The sequence below is a fragment of the Gemmatimonadaceae bacterium genome (genome assembly GCA_020852815.1).
Classification (GTDB): Bacteria; Gemmatimonadota; Gemmatimonadetes; order Gemmatimonadales; family Gemmatimonadaceae; genus SCN-70-22.
The window spans coordinates 114,190-141,146 of sequence record JADZAN010000019.1; the positions used below are offsets into that span (position 1 = coordinate 114,190).

Here is a 26,957-nt window from a genome sequence, read left to right on the forward strand (position 1 = left end):
GACGCGACGCGAATCCGACAACTCCTCTGCATTCACTTTTTCAACCGCATCATTCTCGCGCGCTCCCCACCCGTCCAATCGAGGCGCGCGCCTCGCCGAGGGGCGCGTCACGAACATCCGCGGGGAGGAGCGCGAGATTGGCGCGCGCCCCCTGCGTCAGGCGAAGCGGCCACATGGTGCCGTACACGAAGCGCGCGCTGCCAATCGTCCTGAACAGCGTTGCCAGTTCATCGCTGGGGGGGCCCCAGATCCAGCTGAAGTCGAAGAGCACTGCCTCGCGCTCCACGGGGGTGAGCCCCCAGTACACCTCCTCCACGAAGTCGCGTCCGCCGGCGGTGACGACGATTTGCGCCGCGTGCGGTCCCGAAGGCGGTCCCGCGTATCGCCCAGCGTGCGACGCCACGGTCGCGCGCACGAGCTCGCGTACGAGCTCGCGCACGTGCGCCGCGCTCAGGTCGCCGGCCACGTCGAGCGCATGCCGCTGCCGAACGTCCTCGAATCGAACGGTGAGGAGGAGCGGGAGCCCTGCGTGGCCGCACGCGGTGGCGAGCTGCGTCAACCGTTCATCCCCCGGTGCGAATCCCCACAGCTGCGGGTATGCGCGTATGGCGCCGGCGCCGGCGTCGGCAAGCTGCTGCAGCGCATCGCGCCACCCCGGCCAATCCGGGCGGACGATTGGCGCCGGGATGAGGACGTCATGATGCGGCGCCAGGCGCTGGAGCAGCTCGGCGTTCCCCGCCGCGGGATCGCGGTGGAAGGCGGAAGGGAGGTGGCCAACCCAGGCGTGCGCGATCCCCTCGCGCGCGAGCACCCGCACCAGGACCTCGGGATCGGGGTGCGGGAGGTGGCGAAACGGATAGCCGCCAATGAAGGTACTGACGTCGAGGGCGACGGGGCTCGGCGCGGATTGGCCCGCGCCGGCGGCGTCGGCGCGGGGCGATGGGAGGGGGGCGGCGTTAGGCATGGACCAGCTCCGAAAGCCCGGGGAACGCCCCCGGGGGAAAGAGGCGTGCCGCGTTGCGCCATCGCACGTCGTGCAGCGCCTCGTCGGAGGCGATCACCAGGTCGAGCGCCCAGAGCTTGGCCAGGCCGGTGCACAGCGTCAGGTCGCCCCCCCACAGCAGCCGGCGTGCCCCGACGGCGTCGAACGCACCATCGAGCATCCCGCGGTCAATGCCGCTCCCCGACAGGTCGAGGTGGATGTTGGGGACGTCGCGGACGGCGTCGAAGGTGTGCGCGTAGTCCCCTCCCCCGCCAATGTGCGCAAGGATGAACTGGACGGTGGGAAAGCGCGACGCCAGTTGCGCCAGGTCGGCGCCGTCGGAGATGTCCTGCCCGGGCCAGTGACGGCGCCGGTGCTGCCAGATGTGATGGAGGACGGGAAGGCCGTACGCGCGCGCTCTCTCGATCACGGCGTCGAGCACGGCATCATCGCAGCGGCGCGCGGCGGCGAGCTTGAGCCCCACCGCGCCGTGCGCCACGCAGCGCTCGATCTCGCGCACCGCGAACTCACCATCGTTGGGGTTCACCGCAACGTAGGCTCGCACGTGCGCCGGGTGATCGGCGTGCATGCGCAGGGCGAAGTCGTTCCCCTGCACCGTATCGTTTGGGGACTGGAAGTACGTGGGCGACGTGGCCCCCCACGTTCCCAGGACCGACGTCACGTGGTAGCGAATCCCGATCGCTGCGCCCGCCTCGAGGCGGCGCGCATTGAGCGTGGCCCAGTCGCCCTTGCCGGCGTCGGGCTGGAAGAAGTGCGCATGGACATCGATGAGCGGCGCGCTCCCGCCGTGCGGTGCCGGGACGCTCACCGCGCTTCCGCCTCCAGGACGTCAACCAGCGCGGTGCTGGCCACACGCTCCACCTCGAGCAGGATCGCATCGTCGTCGTGGGCAACCGCTGCGTAGTTGTAGGGGCCGCGCTTGAACAGCACGCCGTGCGCCGCGGCGCGCTCCAGGAATGCGCGCTGACGCCCCTCGTCCTCGAAGTCGATGGTCCACATCGGGTCGATCCCGGAGACCGAGACTCCCGGAAGCCCGCTGGCCGCGGCGGCGGTCGCCACGCTCTCGCGCATCTGCTTTCCCACCCGCCACAACGTCGCGCAGACGTCCATCTCGGCGTGGATGTCGAGCACCGCGAGCGCCGCCGACAGCGCGACCGACTCGCCCGCCAGCGTCACCGAGATCCAGGTCTGCTCGGCGGCCTCCATTACCGCGGCGCGTCCAACCACGGCGGCGAGAGGATAACCATTCGCCATCGCCTTGCCGAACGCCGCCAGGTCGGGATCGATCCCGGCAAACTGCTGGTAGCCGCCCGTGGCGAGGCGAAACCCGGTCTTCATCTCATCGAAGATGAGGACGGCGCCGGTGGCGTCGCAGATGCGCCGCGCGGCGCCAATCCACTCGGCCGTCGCCAGCTCGTTGACGACCGGCTCGATCGCGATCGCGGCGAGGTTGCGCCCGGCGGTGCGCCCGGCGAGTTCCAGGGCGCCGATGTCGTTGAAGGGAACACGGACAAAGTCGCCGCTCGCGCCAGCGGGAATGCCCGCCCCCTGGCTGCACCAGTCCTGCCAGCCAAAGTAGCCGCTCCCGATCACCGTGGACCGCCCCGTCGCGGTGCGCGCGATGCGCACCGCCGCGGCCATCGCCTCGCCCCCCGACTTGAGGAAGCGCACCTGCTCCGCGCAGGGGATCACCTCACACAGGCGCTCCGCCAGCTCCACCTCGGCCGTGCTGGAGAGGCCGCACACGTTGCCGCTGGCGACCGCCGTCAGCACGGCGCGGTTGATGGCCTCGTCGCCGTAGCCGATCGCCACCGAGCCTAACGCCATCGTGCAGTCGACCATCGTCCGGTTGGACGGCGTGACGATGCGGCATCCCTGGGCGGAGGTGAAGTGGGCGGCGCCATCGACCGAATCGGGACCATAGATCGATTCGGGGCGCTTGCTCCCGGTCGACGCCCCGCCTGGAATCGCGATCGCCGCGCGATCGCGCCAGTCGCGGTCGATCTCGTCGGCGCCGAGTGCCGCCTCGGGGTGGAGTCCCTCGTCGTCGCCGTCATCGTCCGCTGGCGAGTCGTCGTCGACGTCCTCGTCGCTCGGGGGTGGAGGTGGCTGGTCGTTGCCGCGGCCGAAGAATCGCTTGAAGGGCATGGAACGAATCCGTGGGAAGGCGTGACGGGGGATGTGCCCCGGGATTATGGAGACGTGTCGCGGTGCTCGTCAGCGTCGCGAGGTAATTCGGCCGGCGAACTGTCCGCGGCGGTGAGCGCGTTGTCCGCGGCGGTGAACGCGTCGACCGGTCGGGCGCCGACCTCCACCGGGTTGGGGCGCGCCGCCGTTCCGAACTTGAGGAAGAGGCGGTCCATGTTCCGCACGACCTCGATGTGCACGGCCCGCAGGAGCTGGATCTCGCGTCCGTCGGGGGCCGCGCGGTAGTAGATCGAGCGCAGGCTGCGCATGATGTGATCGCGGTAGCGGGTCTTGAAGAAGTCGATCGCGACCAGCGCACGCTCGATGTCCTGGTACAGCCGTTCGAACTGCTCCGCGGTGGCGGGCGGGGCGTCGTGGCGCGGCGGGGCCACGTCGCGCGTGGCGTCGCCAGCCGCGAGGTGCAACTCGTACAGCGCCACGAGCACCGCCTGCGCCAGGTTGAGCGAAGCGTGATTGGTGGTGGGAATCGTGACGGCGGTGTGCGCGCGATCGAGCGCCTCGTTGGGGAGGCCATGGTCCTCGCGACCGAAGAGGAGCGCGACACTCCCATCGACGGAGCGCTCCACGAGACGCGCGGCCATCTCGCGCGGCGTCGCCAGCTCCCACTTGTGGCGACGCCGGCGCGCCGTGAAGGCGGCGACATGCACGCAGTCGTCGAGCGCCTCGCCCAGGGTCTGCACGACACGAATGCGCTCGATCACGTCGAACGTATCGTGCGCGATCCCCTCCAATCGATAGGCGGTGAACTCCACCGGTCGCACGAGGAAGAGGTCGCGCACGCCCATGTTCTTCATCGCCCGGACGGTCGCGGCGATGTTCACGGGATCCTGCGGTTCGAACAGCACCACGCGCACGCGGTGCAGGGTGGTATCAGTCATCGGTGATGCGAAACGGGAGGGCACGCGCGGACTCCTGCCGGTCGCCGCGCAGGTAGACCCATTCGCCGCGGCCGCCGCTGAGGACGAGTTGTCCCCGCCGGCGCTCGCGATCGGGCGTAATCTCGTTGACGACGACGTCCAGGGTGAAGTCTCCCGCCCCGTCGAGCGCGAGCGCCGAGCGCGGAACGGCGACACGCAACGCCCACCCGTCGCTCGTTAGGGCGGCACCCGCGTGCGGGGTGATGGGGGGGCCGAACGCCGCCCGCGTGGACACGCGCACCGTGCCGCGCTCGGGCTCCGGGACCATGATCCAGGCATAGTAACGCGGATCGCCGAGCCCCGACCCCAGATAGAGCTGCACACCGTCGGAGTTGGTGTCGGGATGCTCGTTGTCGAGCGGGTTCTGCTCTCGCGCTGGGGCAAAGACCACCGGGCGCTTGCTCACGGCAATGTCGACGACGATTTCGCCCTCGGTGGCGACAACGGCCACGCGCGCCGTCGGGCGCCCGGCCGCTTCCCAGTCCAGTTCGGAGCGGCGATAGTGCGACGCATCGAGCACGAAGCGTGCGGCAGTCCCCGATTGCGCTGCACCGTCATCGTTGGCCAACGCTCCGGGAGCGGACGGGAGGTCGTGTCGCGCGCGGAGCGTCGTCGTCGCTCGCGGAGTCGGCGCCGGCGCAGGGCGGCCGGCCCATGTCGCGCGCCCAGGCTCGCGCCCCTCATCCACCGTCTCGTTGGCCAGGTCATCCGCCAACGGCTCGGCCGACTCGTCAGGCGACCGCACACCGAACGCGACGTACTCGTCAGGCGGCGCGTCGAAGTCGATCGACGAGTCGGCATCGCCCATGTCGAGCTCGATGCTCCAGCGATAGGCCTCACGACGGTGGACGTGCCGCGCCCAACTGCCGAAGTGCACGATCGCGCGCTCAGCTTCGAAGGTGGACGACATCACCTCGCCGGTCCAATTCCACACGCTCCTGATGACGCCCGAACGGCCGCGCGTACGCAGCAGGAGGAATCGACGGCGCGCGCCGCCCGGCGGGCCCGGGGCCACGCACCTCCACCATTCGTGCGGCGTGTCGCAGTGCATCCAGGTGCGCGCTTCGACGTCGTCTACGCGGGTGGAGAACCAGGTGCCCGGCACGCCGGGGATGTATTCGCTGGCGGAGACGAAGTCGAAGCCGTCCTCGAGCCCCTTCCCTCCCGCCAGCGTCGTGTGGCGCCATCGCGAACCGGTGCCGAGTTCGGGGTCGATGTGAAACGGGAGGTCGAAGGTCACGATGCGATCGGCGCGCCAGCGCACATCGTCGACGAGGTAGTTGGACATCGCGACGACCGTGCGTTCGACGACGACGCCCGGCGCGATCTCGGCGCGCGCCGACACGAGCCCCGATTCGCCGCGGTCGTCGAAGGCGAGCACTGTCCCAGCGGCCCGCCACTGCGAGCGCCCGTCCACCAACGGTGCGTTGTGCGCGAGAGTGCTGCGGTACCAGTGGAGCGTCGGGTCGACATACGACCCGGTTCCCACGTCCTCCAGCAAGCGGGCAGCGCCGACGACGAGCCAGAGGTTGAGCCGGTCCGGGTGCCCGTGGCCGCCGCCCGACTCGCCATAGTCGAGGGCGACGTACGTGCGCCCCTGGTCGCGCCGCAGGACGGCCAGCCCCTGCCCCGCCAGCTGCACCGACGCCTGCCGTCGTCGCTCCAGCGCGGGGAGTAGTGTGCGGGCAAAGAGCAGCGACTTCCACCCTAACGACGATCGCGAGAGCGGCACCGGCGGGAGATTGCGCTCGGCCTCCGCGGTGGAGCGTGCACGTCCCGTGTCGCCCTCGTCTGCTGCGGGGCGGTAGAGTTCCGCCAGCGCCGCCGCCAGCCGCGGGTCGTCGCCCCGCGCCAGCCCCAGTTCGCAGCTCTCGGCCATGCGCCACTGTCGGAGCGAAACGCGATACTGCGAGTCGCGCCGCGACGGGAAGGTGAAGTCGGGGAGCGCGGTGGCGAAGGGGGTGGCGAACCCCTCCCGGAAGCGGCGCACGCCCTCGCGCGGCAGCGCCACGCCCAGCGCCTCGGCGGTGGTCACGCCGTACCACAGTCCGCGATGGGCGAACAGGTGGTAGTTCTCCCCCTCGTACCACGTCCCGTCGGCGAGGAGCGCGCCGGTGAGGTGCGCGGCGATCCCCGATGCGCCCTCGATGGCCTCCCCCACCATGGCGTCGTCGCCGAGGAGCGCCCCGGCCGCGGCCAGCGCTGCGTTGTTGTAGACCTGTCGGTTCGAGCTCCCCTCGTCATACGACGCGATGAGCGACGCGCTGGGACGCACCAGGCGCTCGCGCACCTCGACGCCGAGTGCGGTGCGCCCGCCGCACGACTCGAGGAGGTCGAGCGCGGCCGTCAGTTGCAACAGCCAGATGGATTCGAGGTAGGTGGAGAAGAAGGGGCGCGTGGGGCCGAGGACGTTGTCGCGATTGGGATACGTGTCGTAACGTGCGGCGTACCCCTGAAGGATGGCCGTTGCCAGCGCGCCGCACGCCGCGTCGCCGGTGAGGACGTGGAGCGACGCCGCATGGACCGCGCGCTCGGCCAGCCAGAGCTGGTAGTTCATGATCCACCAGCGGTAGTGCGCCTCGTCCTCGTACACTGTCCCGCACACTGGGCAGCGATGGCGGCGCGGCTGCCAGGGATCGAAGTCGAGGAGCGCGCCATGCGTGGGACAGCGCCCCCCCACGCGCGTGAGGCGCGCCTTCTCGGGCGGGAACCACGGCTCGCCCGCCGCCAGAAGCGGCTCGAGGTCGGCGCGCAGCGACTGCGCCAGCGGGGCAAGCGCGCCGCGCGCGGCCGCGCCGCGCGCGCGAACGGCGTCGCTCGAGAGGAGGATCGTCATCGTGAGCAACCGGGAACATCGGTCACAGAGTACACCGGGAACATGGGGTGACACGGCGGAGGGGTGAGGACGTGTGCCGGGTCAGTCGTGGAGGACGAGATCTCATTCGTCGAACTTCGCGAGCGGGCCCGTGTTGGTGAAGAGCAATCCAATGCCGCCTCCCTCCTCACCACGGGGGAGGTGATGCCATTGATCGAATGTCACCCATGTTCTGCCCGATCGGGGCTGTTACCTATCTACCCCGTTTCTATCCGCACGCCAGTCAACTCCGGTTGCGGCAGGCAAAGGCATTTCGGACCGCGGCCTTCGGCCGCATTCCGTTTGGTGCCCTGGCTGCTGATCGGAAGTCGCTCGACAGGCCTGTAGCGGGCCATGGACTCTCGACGCGGCGAGGAGCGACGCGCAGAATCGCTGCCAGCCCAGACCCGAGTCGCGGCCCCAGGTTCCGAGTCCACACGGCGAGTGCCGCGGGACCTATCCTGCAGCTTCGTTAGGCAGGGCGCTCACCCCTTGCGAATTCGACGTGCCCCGTGGGAAAGACCTGTCCGCATCGCGCTCAGGTATCCCCAGCAAGACCGCGTGAAGGTTGTCACAGCGTTTTGCGCTACCGTGCAGGTATCTCTACCGGAAACAGGGCGAAGACGAGTGTATCTCAACCGGAAATTCGTGTGTGGCTGAACATTGGTCGCCTGGGGTTGGGGAGTATCCTTGTGACAACGGCGTTGTCGTGCTCGCCCGCAAAGGAGCGCCCGGACATCGAGTCGACCGTGGTCTGGCTGGGCCGAGTCCAGCTGGAAGAACCGCCGGGAGTGCTCAATGTAGGCCCGATACTGTCGCCGGATCCGAACCGTGGAGTGCTCGTTGTCGATGCGCGAGAGTCGCAGGTTCGGTCATACGCTGACGATGGCAAGCTCCTGCTTCGGCTCGGCCGGAGTGGAGGAGGTCCGGGAGAGTTCAGCGGACCGCCACTCGCAGGTGCGCGACTGCACGACGGCAGGCTCGTAGTCTCCGATGCGACGGGATCACTTCACGTGTTCGATTCGACCGGCGCCTTCGTCTCCAAGCACCGCATCGCAACGGCGCCAGTAATGCGTCTTCTGCCATTTGGCGACGTCGTCATTCTTGCCACTCAGCGCCGGATAGGAGGCGGCGTCATGCTGCTTCACTCGTGGAGGGTTGGTTCAGATAGCCTCTCTTCGAGCTTCTTCCCAGCGCCTTCCGTCGTTCGGGGCTCGCCCGCGCTAGTAGCCAGCTCCGGTTGGGCCAACGCTGACGTGCGGGGTGACACCATCTTCGCCACGTTCAGCATGTGCGATACACTCTACCTCTTCTCGAAAGATGGACGCCACCTCGGGAAGCGACCACTGAACCTTCCGTATTTCAAGTACCATCGTACGGATCCACCGACGAGTGCCTCGTCGCCGGCAGAGCTCAACGCCTGGATGGGCGATGCGAGCAGGGTTGAGCGACCGTACGTAGCGCAACACGGCACCTTGCTCGTGCAGTACTTCCGCCTGGGTAAACCAGGGCCGACGTGGATGCTTGGTATCCGCAGCGCGGCCAACTCGGTCATCCTGGACGCGGAGGGAACTCCTCAGTTGTTAGGGGTGCGAGGTGACGGCGCGCTACTTTTTGCGGACACCACAGGGTCGCCGAGTAGCTGGCGGATCGCCAACCTCGAGCGCCGATGACCTCTCGTCTCCGCCGCTCCAGCACCACCGTCATGCTGTTTCTGATGGCCGCGCAACAGGCATGTTCAGAATCCCCCGGCTCGTTGCCACTTCCGGCACGAAAGCCGGGTCATCGAAAGCACGGTACGCCGCGAGAAACTGGATTCCGTCCCCGCATGCATCATGAGGCCGGCCATACAAGTACTCACGTCTCGTAGCAGACGGCTCCGAGCCCTATACGCTATCGGGGCTGCCGTCGCTCTCGCGAGTCCAATCCGCTCGTACGCGCAGCCGTCAGCTCCCCGTGCACAACCATCGGGGAGCTTCGGAATGTCCATTGCTGTGTGTATGCAGCCGGCGTGCGCTCACCATCGAGGCGGGTGGGTAGTCAAGGTGGACAGTGGCTCAGTCGCATGGGATGCTGGCCTACGTGAAGGAGACACTGTTCTGACAGTGAACCGCGTTCCATTGTCGAAAGCGACCGCGGCCAGGGTGCTGAGATTCGAGGCGGACCAAGCGGTCGCGCTCGAGGTACGCCGTGGAACGAAAGCGATACTGATTTCCGGCCGCGCCCGCAAACGGACCTGAACCGTTTGCGGTTGGCAATGAAGCGCAGTGTGGCAGGCGCGATCGATTGCGTTCGCACGCACCCCTACCACATGAGTCGCCTAACCAACTGTTGCAACCGTCATTCGCCTTGGTGAGTACTCGTCACGTTCGCTCTATCGGAGCACCCGCAACTGAACGGTTCAAGGCAGTTCACGAATGGTCGACGGCCCCTGGCCGGCGCAGGACGCCGGCGCGCCGGCGCGCCGGCGACCATTCATGAGATGGCTTCTAGCGTCAAGGATGTAGGATAACCCCGGTGGGCACCGCCCGATCGGGGAGGTTACCTATCTACCCGGTTTGTACCGCGCCCCACCCCAACGGCCGTTGCAGCTGCCGACCGGAGGACCGACGGGAGGGCGGCACTGGTCGTCGTCGCCTCGCCCGGCGGCGCCGACGCGTCGAGCGACAAACCGTCGAGCGACCAACCGGCGAGCGTCGCCAGCTCTCCGCGCAGGTCCATGCGCACGCCATGCAGCCGGCGGCGCATCCCCTGCACCCCGCGCGCGTGATAGAGCCACGCCACCGGCGCCTGTGCCTCGAGCTCGCGTTGCACCTGGTGCCATGCCTCGCGCGCCGCCGCGACCGTTGGCGCCGCGCGCGCGCGTGCAAACGCAGAGTCGAGCGTGGCCTCGTGAAAGCCGGCGTAGTCGAGTGCACCTCCGCGCAGCGCGCCGTCGAACATTCCGGCCAGGTGGGCCAGCGAGAGGTCGCCGGGAACTCCGGTCACCAGCGCATCGAACCGCTTGACCTTCGCGCGCGCCTCGATGAGGAAGGCGCCGAGCTCCATCTGGCGAATCTCCATCGCGATTCCCTGCCGGCGAAGGTCCGCCTGCACCAGCTGTTCGAGGGCATTGTCGCCGCTCCCGACGGAGAGGAGCGTGAAGCGAAGCGCCTCGCCGCGGCGACGCCGAAGCCCGTCGTCGCCGCGCGTCCAGCCGGCCTCGTCGAGCAGGCGGGAGGCGGTCGCGTCGTCGCGACGTCCGTCAGCCGCAAGCGCCGACGGGAGGGCGAACGGGTGCGTCGGCGACACGGCGCCGCCAGCCGGCGTCCCGTAGCCGGCGAGCGCCACGCGCACGATGCGTCCCCGATCGATCGCCGCGCGCACCGCCCGCCGCACCCGCACATCGTCGAACGGCGCACGCGACGCGTTGAAGACCATCGCGTAGGCAAAGGTGATCGGATACGTGACGACCGCGAGCGTTGGATCGCGCGACACGAGGGCGGCCATGCTGGGCGAGATCCCCGCCAGGTCCAACTCCCCGCTCACCAAGCCGGCAAACTTGGTCGTGGCCTCGTCGACCACCGCGACGATGACGCGCCCCACGCGCGGCGCTCCGCCCATCGACGCCGGAAAGGCATCGTTGCGATCGAAGATCCAGCGCTCCCCTGGGCGCCGCTCGACGAACCGGAACGGGCCGTTGCCTAACGGCGCGGTGGCGAAACGGTCGCGACGGAAGTCGGCGCGCGAGACATGCGCCAGGCGATGCGCAGGAACGATCGGCAACTCGCAGAGGATGGCGGGGAGGTCGGGGAGTGGCTGGCGCGCGACCAGCGTCACCGTGCTGTCGTCGCTCACGTCGACGCGCTCGAGCCACGACAGGTCGGCGGCGCGCGGCGACGCGGTGGCGGGATCGCGCGCCGCCTCCAGCGTGAAGGCCACGTCGCGGGCCGTTGTCAGCGTCCCGTCGTGCCAGCGAAGCGTTGGCTCGAGATCGAGCGTCAGGGCGCGCCGATCGTCGCTCCACCGCCAGCGCCGCGCGTAGTACGGCACGGGGTGCAGCGCCGAATCGTAGCGCGCCAGCGTGACGAAGAGGGCGAAGCGTTGCACCTGGCGCGCCATGGGGTGCACCGTCACCAGCGGGTTCGCCGACTCCAGGTCGGCCCCCGACGCCACCACCACCGTTCCGCCGCGGGGCGCCTTGGCGACGGCGTCACCGCCGCACGCCGCGACACCGGCGAGCACGGCGACGGCGCCCGCGCGCGCCAGCGCACGCGCAAACGCGCGAGAGGCCAGGCGCGCGCCATCCTCCGCGGTCCTCACAAGGGCGCGGCTCGATTCGGGCGTTGACGGCGCGTGTTTGCGGGGCATTATGTCGTCGTGCGCGCGCTCATCCGCCGTGGCGCCGAGTCGCTCGTCCTGTTCTGGCTCGTCGTCTCGCTCACCTTTCTCCTCGCCCACTTCGCCCCTGGCGATGCGGCCGACCTGCTGGTGTCACCGTCGGCCTCGCCCGACGACGTGGCACGCCTGCGGCGCACGCTCGGGCTCGACGCCTCATTCGCCGAGCAATATGCACGCTGGATCGGCGGGGCGCTCTCTGGCAATCTCGGCGACTCGTTTGCCCTGCGCGAGCCGGTGGCAACGGTCCTCTGGCGCGCGCTCCCGGTCTCGCTCGCGCTCGGCGCCGCGTCGCTCACGCTGACCTTTCTCGTCGGCGTGCTCGCGGGGCTGTACCAGGCGTCGCAGCGCGGGCGCTGGCCCGACCGAGTACTCACCGCGCTTGGCATCACCGTCTATGCGGCGCCGTCGTTCTGGCTCGCCCTGTCGCTGGTGGCGCTCTTCACTGCGGGCGCCGCGTGGTGGGACTTTCCCCAGTGGCTGCGGCTCCCGGCCTTTGGCGTGCGCTCACCGGCATCGACGGCCACCGGGTGGCGCGCGATGGTGGAGGTCGCACGCCATGCCATCCTCCCGGTGACGGTGCTCGCCGCGGTGGGTGCCGCGGGAATCGCGCGTTACGCTCGTGCCGCCGCGCTCGACCTGACCGACAGCGACTGGGTGCGCACCGCGCGCGCCAAGGGAGTGCGCGAAGGGGTGGTGATGCGTCGCCACGTCCTGGCCAATGCGCTGGCGCCGCTGGTGGTGCTGCTGGCGCTGTCGCTGCCGGGCATCGTCGCCGGATCGGTCTTCGTGGAAGGGGTCTTTGCCTGGCCCGGGATGGGGCGCGCGCTGCTGTCGGCGATCGCCGCCCGCGACTTCCCGGTCGTGATGGGGGCCACCGTCGTGTATGCCGGGCTCGTGATCATCTCCAACGCACTGGCCGACGTTGCGTTGCACCTGCTGGACCCGCGACGCCGGACGGCCGACGCGCGCGGCGCGCGAGGACGCTCGCCATGACGGGCATCGCTCGCCGCATGTCGCCGCCTGCGCGCGCGGCGATGGGGGCGCTGGTCACGCTCGCCCTCCTCGCGCTCGTGGTGCCGGCGCTGGCCTCGGTGGATCCACTGGCGATCGACGACGTGGTGGGGGCACGCCTCGTGGCCCCCATGGCGCGCGACGCCGCCGGGGCGCTGCACCCGTTAGGCACCGACCGCTTCGGGCGCGACATCCTGGTGCGGATGCTGCTGGCGGCGCGCATCTCGCTCACCGTGGGCGTGGTCGGCTCGCTTCTCGCCACCGTGGTGGGCGTGGCCGTCGGCGCGATGAGCGGCTGGTGGCGCGGCGCCACAGATCGCGCGGCCATGGCCGTGGCCGACACGCTGCTCGCCGTCCCGCGCCTCATCCTCCTGCTGCTGTGCGCCACGCTGTGGGGCCCCGGGACAATGACGGTCATCGTCGTCCTCGCCCTCACCGGGTGGATGAGCGTGGCTCGCCTGGTGCGCGCCGAGGTGCAACTGGTCGCCACCCGCCCGTTCATCGAGGGGGCGCGGGCAACGGGAGTACCCGAGTGGCGCACGCTCTGGCGACACGTGCTCCCCAATGCCGTGGGCCCCGCCATCGTCGCACTCACGCTCGGAGTCGGTAACGCCATGCTGCTGGAGAGCGGGCTCGCCTTCCTGGGGCTTGGCGTGCAGCCGCCCACGCCCAGTTGGGGGAACATGATTGCCGGTGGCCGCGACCTGATCGTGACGGCCCCGTGGGTGGCACTGGCCCCGGGCCTCGCACTCATTGCCACGGTCCTGGCGTGCACGGTGCTGGGCGACGCCTGGCGCGAGACGCTGGCGGGCGACACGGCGCGCGCGCTGGGCGAGCGGGCCTAACGACGTTCAGCGACATCGAGCGATGGCGAACGTCGTCGAGCGCCGGTGCGGGGCGGCGCGCGCGATCAGACGAAGTCGGGGGTCCCGTTTCCAGAATCGGGGTCACGCCTTGCGCCTCGTGTCCGGGAGACCGTACTTGGGGCGTTGGCGACGGATGCCCGATTTCGCGTCCCGCCGGCACATCGTCACCGGCAGCTGCAACCGGCACCGGCGCTGGACGCTGCCGCTCACCTGCGAGGAAACGTCTTCATGGCCTCCCTGCTCGATGGCCTCATGCAACAAATGGGTGGCGACACCCTGCGCCAGCTCAGCCAGCAGCTCGGCACCGACGACACCACGACGCAAGCGGCGGTCGGCGCCGCCCTTCCCGCCCTCGTCGGCGCTCTGGCCCGCAACTCACAGTCGGCCGATGGCGCCGCCGCGCTGGCCGGCGCGCTCGACCGCGACCACGATGGCAGCGTGCTCAACGACCTCCCCGCGCTGCTGGGGAGCGGCGGCGGCGCGGGCGCCAGCATCCTGAAGCACATCCTGGGTGGCAAGCAGGGAGCGGTCGCTGGCGGCATCGGGAGCGCGGTCGGACTCGACGCGGCCAAGAGCGGTCAACTGCTCAGCATGTTGGCGCCAATCGTGATGGGCGCGCTTGGCTCGGCCAAGAAGAGCGGCGGGCTCGACGCTGGTGGACTCGCCGCGATGCTGGGTCAGGAACGCGCGTCGCTCGGCGCACAGGGCGGCGGTTCGCTGGGCGGGTTGATGCAGCTCATCGACCGCGATGGCGACGGCTCGGTCGTCGACGACATCGGGGGAATGCTTGGGAAGATGATGGGGCGGTAAACCGCAACCGTCGCGATCGCGTCAGCACCGTTGCACGCGAATCGTGACGACGGCGCGCGGAGGGGCGATGAAGTCGATGCGCCCCTCCCGCACCGGAAGCGCCGCCAGCGCGCTTTCATCGAGGCGCGCCAGGCAGGCGCTCGATGCACCGCGTACCGTCCACGCCCCCTCCACGGTCACATCGAGGAGATTGACGCAGCGCAGCACCAGCGCCCGTCCATCCTCGGACCGCTTGCACGCCGAGAACGCCAACCCTTCCCCCTCGAGCAACGGCCCCGCGAAGGCGTCAGGCGGATCGACGGCGGAACGCCAGCTTTCCCCAACGAGGGGAAGCAGGAACGACTCGGCGGCTTCCTCGACCTGGGCAAGCACGGCCGGCGTGCGCGGGCCGTGCGCCAGCAACGCGAAGTGCCCTTCGAAGCCTCCCGCGCACTGCGCGCCCGGCGTCGATTCCGGCCACCCCGCGTGACCGGGGCGTTCGGGGAGATCGGGACGTGACAGCTCGCCCACCGCGCGCACCAGGGTGACGACGATCGCGCCGTCGGTGCGCGCCTCGTATTCGGCCAAACCGTCGCTGAGGAGCGTCGCGCCGCGCCACGCATCGAATCTCGAGACCGAGCGATGCAACGGAGCGGTAGGGAGCACCGACTCGCGCGCCTGGCCCTGCTCGGCGACGAGCCCCTCACTCGGGATCTCCCGCTCAACGGCGCCGAACGCCGCGTCGCCCCACGCGGTCGCCCCGGGCACGTCGGTGCGAAAGACGCAGCGAATGCTGGCGTCGCGCGCCGTGTTCGTCCCGCGCACCACGAACTGCACCATCTCGCCGGCCGCGTCCAGCCGCACGTCGACGGTGACCGTGACCGGCGAGGCCCTGTGGCGCACCGGCTCTCCCGCCGCCGTCAGCAGCGTGCGCGCCGGCACGCTGGCCGTCATCGTCAGCCGCAACGCCCCGCGCAGCGGGCCGCGCTCCACGATGCGATGCGCGCTGATGCGCCCCACGCGCCGAGTGCCGGGAATCGGGGACGGGGTGTAGAGGTCACCGCGCTCACCCTCCACCTCGAGCGAGACCACGTCGACCAGCGCGCGACCGTTCGGCCAGGCCACGCACAATCGGCCCGCCTCGTCCACCCACACGCGACACCGCCCGTTGTCGAGTTCGTCTCGCGTGGCGCGCACTGCGTGCGCGAGCGCGGGGAGATGTGCGGCCGTGCGCGCGCCACCACGCGCGAGCGGCAGCAGCTGCAAGCCGAGCGCTGGCACCGGCGGGAGCCAGGCCAGGACGCGACGACGCAGCACCAGGCGGTTGCGCGGATAGTCGCGCGGCGACTCCTCGCGCACGTGCACGAGCGCCCGCGAGAGTTCCTGCACCGGGATGGTCCCGTCGCCCAGCCGAAGGGTGCGCACCGACGCGGTAGGGCGTGGGGCGCCGGCCGAATCGGGGCCGACAGGGACCGTCCCCAGCACCTGGTCCACCTCCAACTCCGCAATGCCGGCACGTGGAACAGGGCACCGGTTCCGCACCACGACGACCGTGCGCCACGCCGACTCACGCGCGCGGGCAACCGTCGCGTCGTGCCCCAACAGCGCCAGGCGCGAGCGCACGGCTGCCAGCGCGCCCACGCGCTCCACCTGGTCCAGCCGTTGGTCCAGCGCACACGCCACGGCGTCGATCGAGCAGCCGCACAGCGTGTCGTGCGGATGGCAGGCGAGCAACGTGCGCCAGAGCGCGCGCACTGCATCGTATCGTGCCTCGCCCCCTCGCGCCGTTGCACCGTGCCACCACGCGAGGCTCGACCAGGGCTCCACATCGCGCAGCATCAGCCGCTCCGCGAGGGCGTTGCGCCGCTTCTGGTGCGCGCGCGTCGCCAAGGTCCCCTGCAGCGACCAGGCGTAGTGCGGCGAGTGCCGCAACTCCCCTTTCACGTGTGGGAGGCGCTGCGACGCACTGCGTTCGATGAGTGCCCTGGCGAAGGTTGCCAGGCTGGCCGGTTGCACCTTGACGGCGCCGGCATCGTCGCCGGCCGCGACGCGCGTCAGCGCGCGCAGCGCGTCTCGCCAGTGCGACTGCCGCGCGTGGTGATCGGCGCCGTTCGGGATAAGCGCGACGCCTAACGTCGTGCGCCCTTCCAGCACTTCGCGCATGCGCGCCCAGCGGCGCGATGCGTCCTCGGCGCCCACTGGCAGGTTGGAGCCGAACTCGTAGCCGCTGGGAGGGAGGTGATAGAGGAGCACGTGCGAGCCGTCGCTCCCCTCCCAGCGCGCCACGTCCCCAGGCGGCCACGGCGCCCCGCCGTAACCGCGCCAGACGATCGCGACGCCGAAGCCGAAGCCGTGCGCCAGCGTGGGGAGCGCTGCCGGATGCCCGAACGCATCCGGGCAGTACAGCACCGGTGGCGACGCGGCGCCAAGGCGCGCCAGCACTTCGCGCCCCGCCAGCAGGTTGCGGACGAGCGCTTCGCCCGAGGGAATGAGGTTGTCGCCGAGGACGAACCACGGTCCAGCTTCCAACCTCCCGCTCGCCACGGCGCGTGCCACGTCGCCGATGCGCTCGCCCCGAGCCTCGAGGTAGTCGATGAGGGCGATGCCCTGCCCGTCGAGCAGGAACGGCGCGCCTGACGCCTCGTCCGACGCGTCATCGAGCAGTTCATCGACGAGGTCGACCAGCCCGAGCCGGAACTCGCCGGCCGTCCGATACCACTCGCGATCCCAGTGCGTGTGCGTGACCAGGAGGAGGGTGTCGAGCGATTGGTGCGGCGGCGTCATGCGAACGGAGTCTGGGCCGATCGTCTGCGTGCGGCAAGGGGGCGCGCGATCGGGGGCGCGTTTGCGCGTCGATGCACGCGCGCAGGCGCTTCACACTCCCGTGCCCCTCGATTTACTTCCGTTTGTGACACTTCCCCTCTGACCATACGGGAGACCGTACGTTATGGCACACACCCTGCCCGCGCTGCCGTACGCCTTCGATGCGCTCGAGCCGCACATCGACACGCTGACCATGCAGATCCACCATGGCAAGCACCATCAGGCATACGTGACCAACCTCAACGCCGCGCTCGACAAGCATGCGGCGCTCCACGACAAGTCGCTGGAGGAGTTGTTAGGCAACCTGTCCGGCGTCCCCGACGACATCCGGACGGCGGTGCGCAACAACGGCGGCGGCCACTGGAACCACTCCCTCTTCTGGAATCTCATGGGCCCCAACGCCGGCGGCGCGCCGACGGGCGCCCTCGGCGACGCCATCAATGCCTCGTTCGGCGACTTCGCGACGTTCAAGACGCAATTCCAGGCCGCCGGCACCGGCCGCTTTGGCTCCGGATGGGCGTGGCTGGTGAAGGATGGCGGCAAGGTCGCCATCACCTCGTCGCCTAACCAGGACAACCCGATCATGGACGGAAAGAAGCCGGGCGACATCCTGCTCGGGCTCGACGTCTGGGAGCACGCCTACTACCTGAAGTACCAGAACCGCCGTCCCGACTACATCGGCGCCTGGTGGAACGTGGTGAACTGGGGTGCGGTGGCGGCGCGATTCAGCGCGTAGGAAGGCGGACGGGGGACGGGGGACGGGAGTGCGCGCGGGAGAATGCGCGATGAAACCGCGAAGCGAACGAAAAAGCGGCGCCAAACGGCGCCGCTTTTTCACTCCCGTCTCCCGTCTCCCGTCTCCCGTCCGCCTTACCTCGCCGCCTCCCCCTCCAGGTACGTATACCCCTCCAACCCCGCGACATACTCGGCGATGAACGTGTTCGCCTCCTGCCGCGTGATCCCCTCCGCCCCCCCCACCTTGCGGCGGAACGTCGTGAGGAGCTGGGGCGCCGAGAACTGGACGTAGTTGAGCACCTCGGTCACCGTGTCGCCGTGCACGAGGTCGGTCATCTCGTACCCGTTAGGCGTGAGCCGGATGTGCACCGCGTTGGTGTCGCCAAACAGATTGTGCAAGTCGCCCAGGATCTCCTGGTACGCCCCGGTCAGGAAGATCCCGAGGATGTAATCCTCGCCTTCGCGATACGGATGCAACTCGAGACTCGGGCGCCCATCCCTCCCGCCGACGAAGCGATCGATCTTTCCATCCGAATCGCAGGTCACGTCCTGCAGTGTACCGCGGCGCCCGGGCCGCTCGTTGAGGCGGTGGATGGGGATGATGGGAAAGAGTTGATCGATGGCCCAGCTGTCGGGGAGCGACTGGAAGAGCGAGAAGTTGCAGAAGTAGCGATCGACGAGCGTGGCGTCGACCTCCTTCAGGATCTCGTCGTAGGCTTCGCGATTCTCGGCGATCACCGCGGCGATGCGGTTGATCGTCGCGAAGTAGATCGTCTCGGCAAGCGCGCGTTCGCGCAACGAGAGCACACCCGAGTTGAACAGCTGCTGCGCGCGTTCCTTGTCGAACGAGGCGTCATGGAAGATCTCCACGATCTTCCGCTTGGGGAGCTTCTTCTTCCCCAGCGTGCGGTGATCCTCGACCATCTCGTGCAGCAGGACGTGATGATCGTCGGTGAGGTCGGGGAGCGTCGGCTCCGCCTGTGACTCGACGTCAATTACCCGCAGCAGGAGGAGCGCATGGTGTGCCGTGAGCGCCCTCCCCGACTCGCTGATGATGTGCGGCATCGGGAGCGCCGCCTCGCGGCACGTCTCCGCCAGCCCGTAGATCACGTCGCTCGCGTACTCCTGCAACGTGTAGTTGACCGACGCGTTGTTGACCGAGTTGGTCCCGTCGTAGTCGACCCCCAACCCGCCGCCCACGTCCACGTGCGTGATGTTCACCCCCAGCTTGTGCAGCTCGGCGTAGTAGCGCGACACCTCCTGCAGCCCCGCCTTGATGAAGCGGATGTCGGTGATCTGGCTCCCCAGGTGGAAGTGCACCAATCGCAGGATGTCCAGGTCCCCCTGTTCGCGCAGGCGATCGATGAGCTTCATCAGCTCGGCGGTGTTCAGCCCGAACTTGGACTTCTCGCCACCGCTCTGCGCCCAGCGCCCTGCCCCCTCCGACGCCAGCTTGATGCGCACGCCGGCCTTGGGCGTCACGCCCAGGTCCTTCGCCGCGTCGAGAAGCACATCGAGTTCGCTCAGTTGCTCCAAAACGATGAAGACGTTGTGCCCCAGCTTCTGTCCCATGAGGGCGAGGCGCATGAACTCCTCGTCCTTGTAGCCGTTGCACACGATGATGTGCTCGGTGCTTTCCGACAGGCCAAGCACCGCCTGCAGCTCGGGCTTGGAGCCGCACTCGAGGCCGACCCCATGCTTGCGGCCGAACTCGACGATCTCCTCCACCACGTGTCGCTGCTGGTTCACCTTGATCGGATAGACCGTGGTGTAACCGCCCGTGTACTCGAACTCGCGGATCGCGCCGGCGAACGACTCGCTCAGGTTCTCGATGCGCCGCTTGAGAATGTCGGAGAAGCGCAGCAGCACCGGGAGCTGGACACCCTGCGCCTCGAGGTCGACGGCGATCTCGAACAGGTCGAGCGTCTTGTCCGGAATCGACGGGTCGGGGCGGACAATGACGTGCCCCGACGCATTGACGTCGAAGAAGCCAGCTCCCCACCCCTCGATGTTGTACAGCTCCTTCGCGTCCTCCACCCCCCATGTCGCGGCATTCGCCGCCGGCGTCGTGGAAACGGTCGGGACTTCAGCGGAAATTCGGGTGCTCGTCATGGGGAAAAAACGTAGGGCATTTGGACGGCAAGTGGTACCGGCATTGCCAGTCGCTCCCCCACACCTCGGCGTCCACCACGCCGCACGCGCGCCCCGGCGGGGGGTGTCACCCCCTTGCCACATGCGCCAGCTTTCTCCCGTCACCTGACCCGGTCGTACTCACTCGGTGGAGGAGTCGTGCTGCTGAAGCGTTTCTATCACGAAGGGCTGGCACAGGCGAGCTACCTCGTCGGATGCCAGAAGACGGGGGAGGCACTCGTCATCGACGCCAATCGCGACGCAGATCAGTACATCGCCGCCGCGACCGCCGAGGGCGTGCGCATCACCCACGTGACCGAGACGCACATCCACGCCGACTATCTCTCGGGGAGTCGCGAGCTGGCGGCGCGCACGGGGGCCACGCTCCTTCTCTCCGCGGAGGGCGGGCGCGACTGGCAGTACGCCTTCGCCACGCGCGACGGCGCGCAGTTGCTGCGCGATGGCGACGCGTTCTCGGTGGGCAACCTGCGTTTGGACGTGATGCACACGCCTGGGCACACGCCCGAGCACCTGATCTTCATTCTCACCGACACGCCGGCGGCGGCGCAGCCGGTGGGCGCGTTCACGGGCGACTTCATCTTTGCTGGCGACGTGGGACGCCCCGACTTGCTCGAGCGTGCCGCCAAGGTGGAAGGAACGATGCGCGCCGGCGCGGCCCAGCTCTTCCAGTCGCTGCAACGCTTCGTCACGCGATATCCCGACTACCTGCAACTCTGGCCCGGGCACGGGTCCGGCTCGGCGTGCGGCAAGGCACTCGGCGCCGTACCGCAGACCACGTTAGGCTACGAGAAGTTGGCCAACTGGGCGCTGCAGATCGACGACGAGCCGACGTTCATCGAGGCAGTGCTCGAGGGGCAACCCGATCCGCCGCGCTACTTCGCGACGATGAAGCACCTCAACCGCGAAGGGCCGGCCATCCTCGGTCATCGCCCTGCGCCGGCGCACGCATCGGCGGCGCACCTCGACGACGCCCTGGCTGGCAGCGCGCTCGTGGTGGATATCCGCCGCGCCGACGTCGCCGCCAATCGCTTCATTCCGGGAACGCTCAACATTCCGCTCAACAAGTCGTTCACGGGATGGGCCGGCTGGCTCGTGGGCCATGATCGTGACGTCTTCCTGCTGGACGATGCCTCCGACGATCGCGCGGCACGCGACGCGGCCGCCGAGCTGGCGATGATCGGCCTCGATCGCGTGGCCGGCTGGTTCGGAAGCGAGGCCTTCACGGCGTGGAGCGCGTCGGGACGCCGCTTCGACAGCGTCGAGCAGGTCGATCCCTCGACGCTCGCCGAGTGGGCGGGCGAGGCGACGGTGACGGTAGTCGACGTGCGCGCCACGTCCGAATGGGAGGACGGACACCTGCCGGGTGCGTTGCACGCGCCGCTCGGGCGCCTGTCGGACGCTCTGCCACGCCTGGCGGGCGCCGATCGGCTCGTGATGCAGTGCCAGGGGGGCGGGCGCTCGGCGATTGCGGCCTCGCTTGCCCGGCTGCATGGCGTCTCGGCGGTGGCCAACCTGCGCGGCGGCTTTGCCGCCTGGCGATCGGCCGGGCTCCCCGTGGAGCGCGGGTCGTCAGGCGCAATCGCGGGTACGCGTTAGGTGCGGCCGCGCACCGCCGCGCAGGGCGTGGCCCGGCGCCTCCTCACGTACTTCCTTCGCGGGCTGGTCTTCCTCGCGCCGGTGGGGATCACGGCGTACATCTGCGTCGTGGTCTTCCAGGCGGTGGACGGCTGGCTCGGCCTCCCCGTCCCCGGCGCCGGCTTTGCCGTCTCGCTCATCCTCATCACGCTGTTCGGCTTCCTCGCGTCGAGCTTCATCACGCGCAGCCTCATCGGGGCGCTCGACGACCTGCTGGAGCGGCTCCCCTTCGTGCGGCTCCTCTACTCGTCCACGCGCGACCTCGTGAGTGCCTTCGTGGGTGAGAAGCGTCGCTTCGACAAGCCAGTGGTGGTCGAGCTCTTCCCGGGGGGCAATGCCCGCGCGTTAGGCTTCGTGACGCAGGACGCGCTCACGCAGCTCCAAATGCCCGGCTACGTCTCCGTCTACATGCCCCACTCGTACAACTTCTCGGGACAGATGTACCTCTTTCCCACGAGCGCCGTGACGCGACTCGACGCCAACAGCTCGGACATGATGGCGTTCATCGTCTCGGGAGGGGTGACGGAGATCCCCACGCTCGCTGCAACGGTGCGCGCCGGCCAGGGCGGCGCCGACGCCACCACCGTGGTCGCGCACACTCCCCCCTGATGTCCCGGCCATGCGACCGTTCCGCCGCGAGGCCCGCCGCCCTGCCCTTTCATCATCAGCTCCCGGATCCATGTCGCGATTCTCGTTGTCGTTAGGCAGTCGCCCTGCTCCGGCGCGCCGCCACCAGGGCCGGGCCGCCGCGCTCGCCCGGTTCGGGGCGGTCGCTTCGTTGCTGCTCGCGGCGCCGGCGGCGCTCGATGCCCAGGCGGCGCCACTCGGCCCGCGTGAGGCGCCCCACAGCGGCAAGGCAACGCTCCTGCGCCCCGCCGCGGTGTGGGACGGAGCCAGCGACGCGCCGCGCGCGGGCGCGGTCGTCCTGGTGGTTGGCGACCGCATCGAAGCCGTCGGCGATGGGGCCAGCATCAAGGCGCCCGCGGGAGCACAAATCGTCGACCTCCCGGGGCTCACGCTCACCCCCGGGTTGATCGAGGCTCACTCGCACGTGCTCCTGCACCCCTACAACGAGGCAACGTGGGACGACCAGGTGCTGCGCGACCCCACGTCGCTGCGTGTCGCACGCGCCACGATCCACCTGAAGAACACCCTGATGGCGGGCTTCACCCTCATTCGCGACCTGGGCACCGAGGGCGCGGGCTACGCCGATGTCGGGCTCAAGCAGGCCATCGACCAGGGAATCATCGTTGGCCCGCACATGCTCGTGACGACCAAGGCGATCGTGGGGCGCGGGAGCTACGGCCCGCGCTCGTTCGCCAACGACGTGGAGATCCCGCAGGGTGCCGAGGAAGCGGGAAACGCGGAGGAGCTGGTGCGCATGGTGCGCGACCAGATCAAGCACGGCGCCGACTGGATCAAGATCTACGCCGACTACCGCTGGGGCCCCAACGGCGAGACGCGCCCAGCCTTCACCGAAGCCGAGATGCGTGCCGCGGTTGAAGTCGCCGAGTCGAGTGGCCGCCACGTCGTGGCACACTCGTCGTCGGCCGAGGGGATGCGACGCGCTACGCTGGCGGGCGTGACGAACATCGAGCATGGCGACTTCGGCACGAGCGAGGTCTTCTCGCTCATGAAGGAGCGCGGCGTTGCCTTCTGCCCCACCCTCGCCGCGGGCGACGCCACGGCGCAGTACGCCGGGTGGAAGAAGGGGACCGACCCCGAGCCGGCGCGCATCCGCAACAAGCGCGAGTCGTTTGCGCGCGCGCTCGCCTCCGGCGTGACCATCTGCAACGGAAGCGACGTGGGCGTCTTCACGCATGGCGACAACGCCCGTGAGCTGCAACTGCTGGTCGACTACGGCATGTCGCCGCTCGACGCGATGCGCACGGCGACCGCGACCACGGCGCGCGTCCTTCGCATGGACGACACGCTGGGGAGCGTCAAGCCCGGTCTCCGGGCCGACCTGGTGGCGATGGATGGCGACCCCACGCGCGACATCGCGGCCACGCGCCGTGTCCGCTTCGTGATGAAGGGGGGAGTTGTCTATCGAAACGACGGCGCCACGAAACGGTGAGCGCTGAAGCCTTTCGGCGGTGCGCCGCACCCTGCGGCGCCAGCGCACCCTGCGGCGCCGATATGGGGGCGCGCTGACGCCGTAGTTGGCGCCTGGCGCGACCCGCGGTCAGATTCCCAGTATGCTCCGTCCCCCCCTTCCGCTCCCCCTCCCTCGCCCCCTCGCGCGAGCCGTGCGGCGCCCCCGTTGCCTCGCCGCGCCGCTCGCCGTGCTCGCTCTCGCGCTCGCGGCGACCGGCTGCGCTCCGGCGTCCGATCGCGACGGCGCCGCCGCGCTCCAGGCACTCGACTCGCCGGCCGGCCCTAACAGCGGAGAGCCGTTTCTCTCCACCGACGATGCCGGCACCGTTCACCTCTCGTGGCTCCAGCGCACAGGCGACTCCACGTGGGCGCTACGCTACTCGCGCCTCGAGGGCGAGACGTTCACGCCTGCGACCACGATCGCCGAGCACGGCGGCTTCATGGTCAACTGGGCCGACTTCCCCTCGGTGCAGGCCGGCCGCGACGGCGTCCTCTACGCCCACTGGCTCCAGCGCCGGAAAGGGGGGAAGTACAGCTACGACGTGATGATCACCCTCTCCGCCGATTCCGGCCGCTCGTGGCGCGACGCGACGCTCCTCCATCGGGACGGCGTGGCGGCGGAACACGGCTTCGTCGCGATGTGGCCGGGCGACGGTGGCGACATGGAGGCCGCGTGGCTCGATGGGCGAGCCTCGGCGTCGCGGGACACCACCGCGCGTGCCATGCAAGTGGCCACGACGCGCATCGGAGCCGACGGATCGTTAGGCGAGGAAACGTTCCTCGACCACCGCACCTGCGACTGCTGCCAGGTGGCGGCCACGCTCACCGCGCGCGGACCGGTCGTGGCCTATCGCGATCGCACCGACGACGAGGTCCGCGACATTGCCGTCGTCCGACGCGTCGACGGCCGCTGGACCGCTCCCGCCGCGGTCCATGACGACCACTGGCAGATTGCCGCGTGTCCCGTGAACGGTCCGGCGCTCGCCTCGCGCGGCGACACCGTCGTCATCGCCTGGTTCACCGGCGCGCAGGACACGGCGCGCGTGCGTGTGGCCTACAGCACCGATGCCGGTGCCACGTTCGCCCCCCCGCAGCGCATCGATGGCGGCAACCCCGCCGGCCGCGTCGACGTCGAACTCCTCGATGGCGGGAGCGCCGCTGTCACCTGGCTCGAACGCACCGACAGTACCTCGGCCGAGGTGCGGTTGCGCCGCGTGAAGCGCAACGGTGGCGTCGGTGCGCCGGTGGTCCTCGCACGCTCGTCAGGCGCTCGCGCCAGCGGCTTTCCCAGGATCACCCGCCGCGGTCCCGAACTCATCGCCGCGTGGACCATTCCCGGCGACACCGCGCGCATCCACCTCGCCCGCTACCGCCTCGACGCGCTCCCATGATTCCTGCACCAACCCGTACCACCGTGGCCCAGTTCGGCGCGCCGTTCAAGCGCCGCGCACTCGTGATGCTCGCCGCGTTCGCCGCGATCCCGATGTCCGCGTGCGGGAGGCCCGACGCCACCCCGGCCGAGGTGGCCATCGGAAAACCGATCCCCCCCTACTCCGCCGCCACCCTCGACGGCGCCACCCGGTCGATCGCCGACCAGAAGGGGAAAGTCGTCCTGCTCAACGTGTGGGCGACGTGGTGCGCCCCCTGCCGCGACGAGATTCCCTATCTCCAGTCGCTGTACGACCGGCATGCAGCGAACGGCCTCGAAGTCATCGGCGTGAGCGTAGACGCGCGCGGCTCGGAGGAGACCATCCGCGAGTTCTCCAAGGACTTCCGGATGACCTATCCCATCTGGCTCGACCCCGACGAGAAGGTGCAGACGCTCTACATGGCGCTGGGTGTTCCCGCCTCCTACCTGATCGACCGTGGCGGCGTCCTGCGGTGGAAGCACCTCGGCACCGTGCGCGCGACCGACACCTCGTTCACCAACGCCCTCGACGCCGCGTTAGGCAGCGGGACGCCCTGAGCGAAGACGCCCGCCGCGGGCCGCCAGATGCAAACGGGGCGCCCCAAGTTGGGCGCCCCGTTTGTCCGTCGCGCGAGATAGGCGCGCCGTGCGCGACACGCGCGCCGTGCGCGAGATGCGCTCCCTTCATTCCGCGTAGAGACCCGGGGCAATCGGCGACAGCCGTGCGGTGAAATGCCGGAGCGCCGGCGGCTGCTCCACGATGCGCATGCCGCGCAGCGCGTGCGCGCGCTGCCGCACGTACGCGATCACCTCCGCCAGGTAGTCCACGTGCGACTGCGTGTACACGCGCCGCGGGAAGGCGAGACGCAGCAGCTCCATGCGCGACGGCTTCTCGCTCCCGTCGGGCTGGAGCCCGAACATCACCGTCCCGATCTCCACTGCCCGCACACCACCCTCGAGATAGAGCGCGCACGAGAGCGCCCACGCCGGATACTCCAACTGCGGAATGTGCGGCAGGAGCCGGCGCGCATCCAGGTACAGCGCGTGACCGCCAGGCGGCACCAGCATCGGCACGTCGGCGGCGTGCAACTTCTCGGCAAGGTACTCCACCGAGCGAATGCGATAGCGCAGGTAGTCCTCCTCGAGCACCTCCTTCAACCCAACGGCGATCGCCTCCAGGTCGTAGCCGGCGAGCCCGCCATAGGTCGGGAAGCCTTCCGTGAGGATGAGGTTGTTGCGACACCGGTTGGCCACACCCTCGTCGTTGAGCGCGAGGAAGCCACCGATGTTGGCCAGCCCGTCCTTCTTCGCGCTCATCGTGCAGCCGTCGACGTACGAAAACATTTCCCGCGCAATCTCGGTCGGCGTCTTGTCGCTGTAGCCAGGCTCGCGAAGCTTGATGAACCAAGCGTTCTCCGCAAAGCGACAGGCATCGAGGAAGAACGGGATGCCGTGACGCCGGCAGAGTTCGTGCACTGCCCGGATGTTGGCCATGCTCACCGGCTGGCCGCCGCCGGAGTTGTTCGTCACCGTCACCATCACGAGCGGAATGCGCCCCTCGTGCTCTCGCATCGTCTGCTCGAGCGCTTGGAGGTCCATGTTCCCCTTGAAGGGGTGCATGAGCTGTGGATCGCGCCCCTCGGCGCACGGGAGGTCGAGCGCCACGGCGCCGCGATCCTCGACGTTGGCCCGCGTGGTGTCGAAGTGCGTATTGTTGGGAACCACGTCGCCGGGCTTCACCATCGCCGAGAAGAGGATCCGCTCGGCGGCGCGCCCCTGGTGCGTGGGAAGGACGTGCGCCAGGTGGGTGATGTCGGACACCGCGTCGCGAAAGCGGTGGAACGAGCGTGCACCGGCATAGGACTCGTCGCTCTGCATCATCGCCGCCCACTGGTTGGCCGACATCGCGCCGGTCCCCGAGTCGGTCAGCAGGTCGATGAGGACGTCGCGTGCGTCGAGTCGAAAAACGTTGTACGAGGCGTGATGGAGCGCCGACTCACGCTCGGCGCGGGTCGTTTGCCTGATCGGTTCGACGGTGCGAACGCGGAACGGCTCGATGATCGTGTGGGAGAACATGGGC

20 protein-coding genes are annotated in these 26,957 nt (G+C 69.5%); 11 read left to right on the forward strand and 9 right to left on the reverse strand.

What is annotated here, in order from left to right; translation table 11 throughout:
* Window positions 1–49: 49 nt before the first annotated feature.
* From IT359_11445 to IT359_11465, 5 genes are read right to left on the reverse strand one after another with little or no spacing between them, the layout of a single operon-like run.
* The gene (locus IT359_11445) at window positions 50–964 is read right to left on the reverse strand and encodes a hypothetical protein (protein MCC6929594.1); all 915 of its coding nucleotides are present in this window, start codon (window positions 962–964) and stop codon (window positions 50–52) included.
* On the reverse strand, window positions 957–1,811 hold the full coding sequence (locus IT359_11450) for an amidohydrolase (protein MCC6929595.1): 855 nt from the start codon (window positions 1,809–1,811) through the stop codon (window positions 957–959). Before IT359_11450 ends, IT359_11445 begins: the two co-directional genes overlap by 8 nt.
* Window positions 1,808–3,151 carry an aminotransferase class III-fold pyridoxal phosphate-dependent enzyme gene (locus IT359_11455; protein ID MCC6929596.1) on the reverse strand — a complete coding sequence of 448 codons (1,344 nt, stop codon included), beginning with the start codon at window positions 3,149–3,151 and terminating at the stop codon, window positions 1,808–1,810. Before IT359_11455 ends, IT359_11450 begins: the two co-directional genes overlap by 4 nt.
* Window positions 3,152–3,195: 44 nt before the next feature.
* Window positions 3,196–4,089 carry an RNA methyltransferase gene (locus IT359_11460; protein MCC6929597.1) on the reverse strand — a complete coding sequence of 298 codons (894 nt, stop codon included), beginning with the start codon at window positions 4,087–4,089 and terminating at the stop codon, window positions 3,196–3,198.
* The gene (locus IT359_11465) at window positions 4,082–6,964 is read right to left on the reverse strand and encodes a heparinase II/III-family protein (protein MCC6929598.1); all 2,883 of its coding nucleotides are present in this window, start codon (window positions 6,962–6,964) and stop codon (window positions 4,082–4,084) included. Before IT359_11465 ends, IT359_11460 begins: the two co-directional genes overlap by 8 nt.
* Window positions 6,965–7,674: 710 nt before the next feature.
* Here IT359_11465 and IT359_11470 point away from each other — a divergent pair.
* The gene (locus IT359_11470) at window positions 7,675–8,655 is read left to right on the forward strand and encodes a hypothetical protein (GenBank protein MCC6929599.1); all 981 of its coding nucleotides are present in this window, start codon (window positions 7,675–7,677) and stop codon (window positions 8,653–8,655) included.
* 309 nt (window positions 8,656–8,964) lie between these two features.
* A complete protein-coding gene (locus IT359_11475) occupies window positions 8,965–9,222 on the forward strand; it encodes a hypothetical protein (GenBank protein ID MCC6929600.1) in 258 nt (85 codons plus the stop codon).
* A 301-nt stretch (window positions 9,223–9,523) separates the two neighbouring features.
* Here the strand turns inward: IT359_11475 and IT359_11480 are convergent, their stop codons facing one another.
* Window positions 9,524–11,284 carry a hypothetical protein gene (locus IT359_11480; GenBank protein ID MCC6929601.1) on the reverse strand — a complete coding sequence of 587 codons (1,761 nt, stop codon included), beginning with the start codon at window positions 11,282–11,284 and terminating at the stop codon, window positions 9,524–9,526.
* Window positions 11,285–11,317: 33 nt separating this feature from the next.
* On the opposite strand from IT359_11480, the gene IT359_11485 reads away from it, so the two are divergent.
* The 3 genes from IT359_11485 (at window position 11,318) to IT359_11495 (ending at window position 14,049) form a co-directional block, all read left to right on the forward strand.
* The gene (locus tag IT359_11485; protein MCC6929602.1) at window positions 11,318–12,355 is read left to right on the forward strand and encodes an ABC transporter permease; all 1,038 of its coding nucleotides are present in this window, start codon (window positions 11,318–11,320) and stop codon (window positions 12,353–12,355) included.
* On the forward strand, window positions 12,352–13,218 hold the full coding sequence (locus IT359_11490) for an ABC transporter permease (protein ID MCC6929603.1): 867 nt from the start codon (window positions 12,352–12,354) through the stop codon (window positions 13,216–13,218). Before IT359_11485 ends, IT359_11490 begins: the two co-directional genes overlap by 4 nt.
* A 249-nt stretch (window positions 13,219–13,467) precedes the next feature.
* Window positions 13,468–14,049 carry a DUF937 domain-containing protein gene (locus IT359_11495; protein MCC6929604.1) on the forward strand — a complete coding sequence of 194 codons (582 nt, stop codon included), beginning with the start codon at window positions 13,468–13,470 and terminating at the stop codon, window positions 14,047–14,049.
* A gap of 21 nt (window positions 14,050–14,070) precedes the next feature.
* On the opposite strand, the gene IT359_11500 is transcribed toward IT359_11495, so the two are convergent.
* Window positions 14,071–16,812, reverse strand: a complete 2,742-nt coding sequence (locus tag IT359_11500; GenBank protein MCC6929605.1) for a hypothetical protein — start codon at window positions 16,810–16,812, stop codon at window positions 14,071–14,073.
* A 163-nt stretch (window positions 16,813–16,975) separates the two neighbouring features.
* Here IT359_11500 and IT359_11505 point away from each other — a divergent pair, with 163 nt between their 5' ends.
* A complete protein-coding gene (locus IT359_11505; GenBank protein ID MCC6929606.1) occupies window positions 16,976–17,587 on the forward strand; it encodes a superoxide dismutase in 612 nt (203 codons plus the stop codon).
* 134 nt (window positions 17,588–17,721) lie between these two features.
* Here the strand turns inward: IT359_11505 and speA are convergent, their stop codons facing one another.
* Window positions 17,722–19,698 (reverse strand): biosynthetic arginine decarboxylase, encoded by a 1,977-nt coding sequence (gene speA / locus IT359_11510; protein ID MCC6929607.1) that lies wholly within the window; start codon window positions 19,696–19,698, stop codon window positions 17,722–17,724.
* 177 nt (window positions 19,699–19,875) lie between these two features.
* On the opposite strand from speA, the gene IT359_11515 reads away from it, so the two are divergent.
* The 5 genes from IT359_11515 to IT359_11535 all read left to right on the forward strand — a co-directional run bounded on the left by IT359_11515 (window position 19,876) and on the right by IT359_11535 (window position 25,435).
* Window positions 19,876–21,333, forward strand: a complete 1,458-nt coding sequence (locus IT359_11515) for an MBL fold metallo-hydrolase (GenBank protein ID MCC6929608.1) — start codon at window positions 19,876–19,878, stop codon at window positions 21,331–21,333.
* On the forward strand, window positions 21,334–21,981 hold the full coding sequence (locus tag IT359_11520; GenBank protein ID MCC6929609.1) for a DUF502 domain-containing protein: 648 nt from the start codon (window positions 21,334–21,336) through the stop codon (window positions 21,979–21,981).
* Between the two features lie 70 nt (window positions 21,982–22,051).
* Window positions 22,052–23,449: an amidohydrolase family protein gene (locus IT359_11525; protein MCC6929610.1), complete on the forward strand. Its 1,398-nt coding sequence runs from the start codon at window positions 22,052–22,054 to the stop codon at window positions 23,447–23,449.
* 208 nt (window positions 23,450–23,657) lie between these two features.
* Complete coding sequence (locus IT359_11530) at window positions 23,658–24,860, forward strand: exo-alpha-sialidase (protein MCC6929611.1); 1,203 nt, start codon at window positions 23,658–23,660, stop codon at window positions 24,858–24,860.
* The gene (locus IT359_11535; GenBank protein MCC6929612.1) at window positions 24,857–25,435 is read left to right on the forward strand and encodes a TlpA family protein disulfide reductase; all 579 of its coding nucleotides are present in this window, start codon (window positions 24,857–24,859) and stop codon (window positions 25,433–25,435) included. The genes IT359_11530 and IT359_11535 overlap by 4 nt, the downstream gene beginning before the upstream one ends.
* A 126-nt stretch (window positions 25,436–25,561) precedes the next feature.
* Here IT359_11535 and IT359_11540 read toward each other — a convergent pair whose 3' ends face one another.
* Window positions 25,562–26,953 (reverse strand): tryptophanase, encoded by a 1,392-nt coding sequence (locus IT359_11540; GenBank protein ID MCC6929613.1) that lies wholly within the window; start codon window positions 26,951–26,953, stop codon window positions 25,562–25,564.
* Window positions 26,954–26,957: the final 4 nt, after the last annotated feature.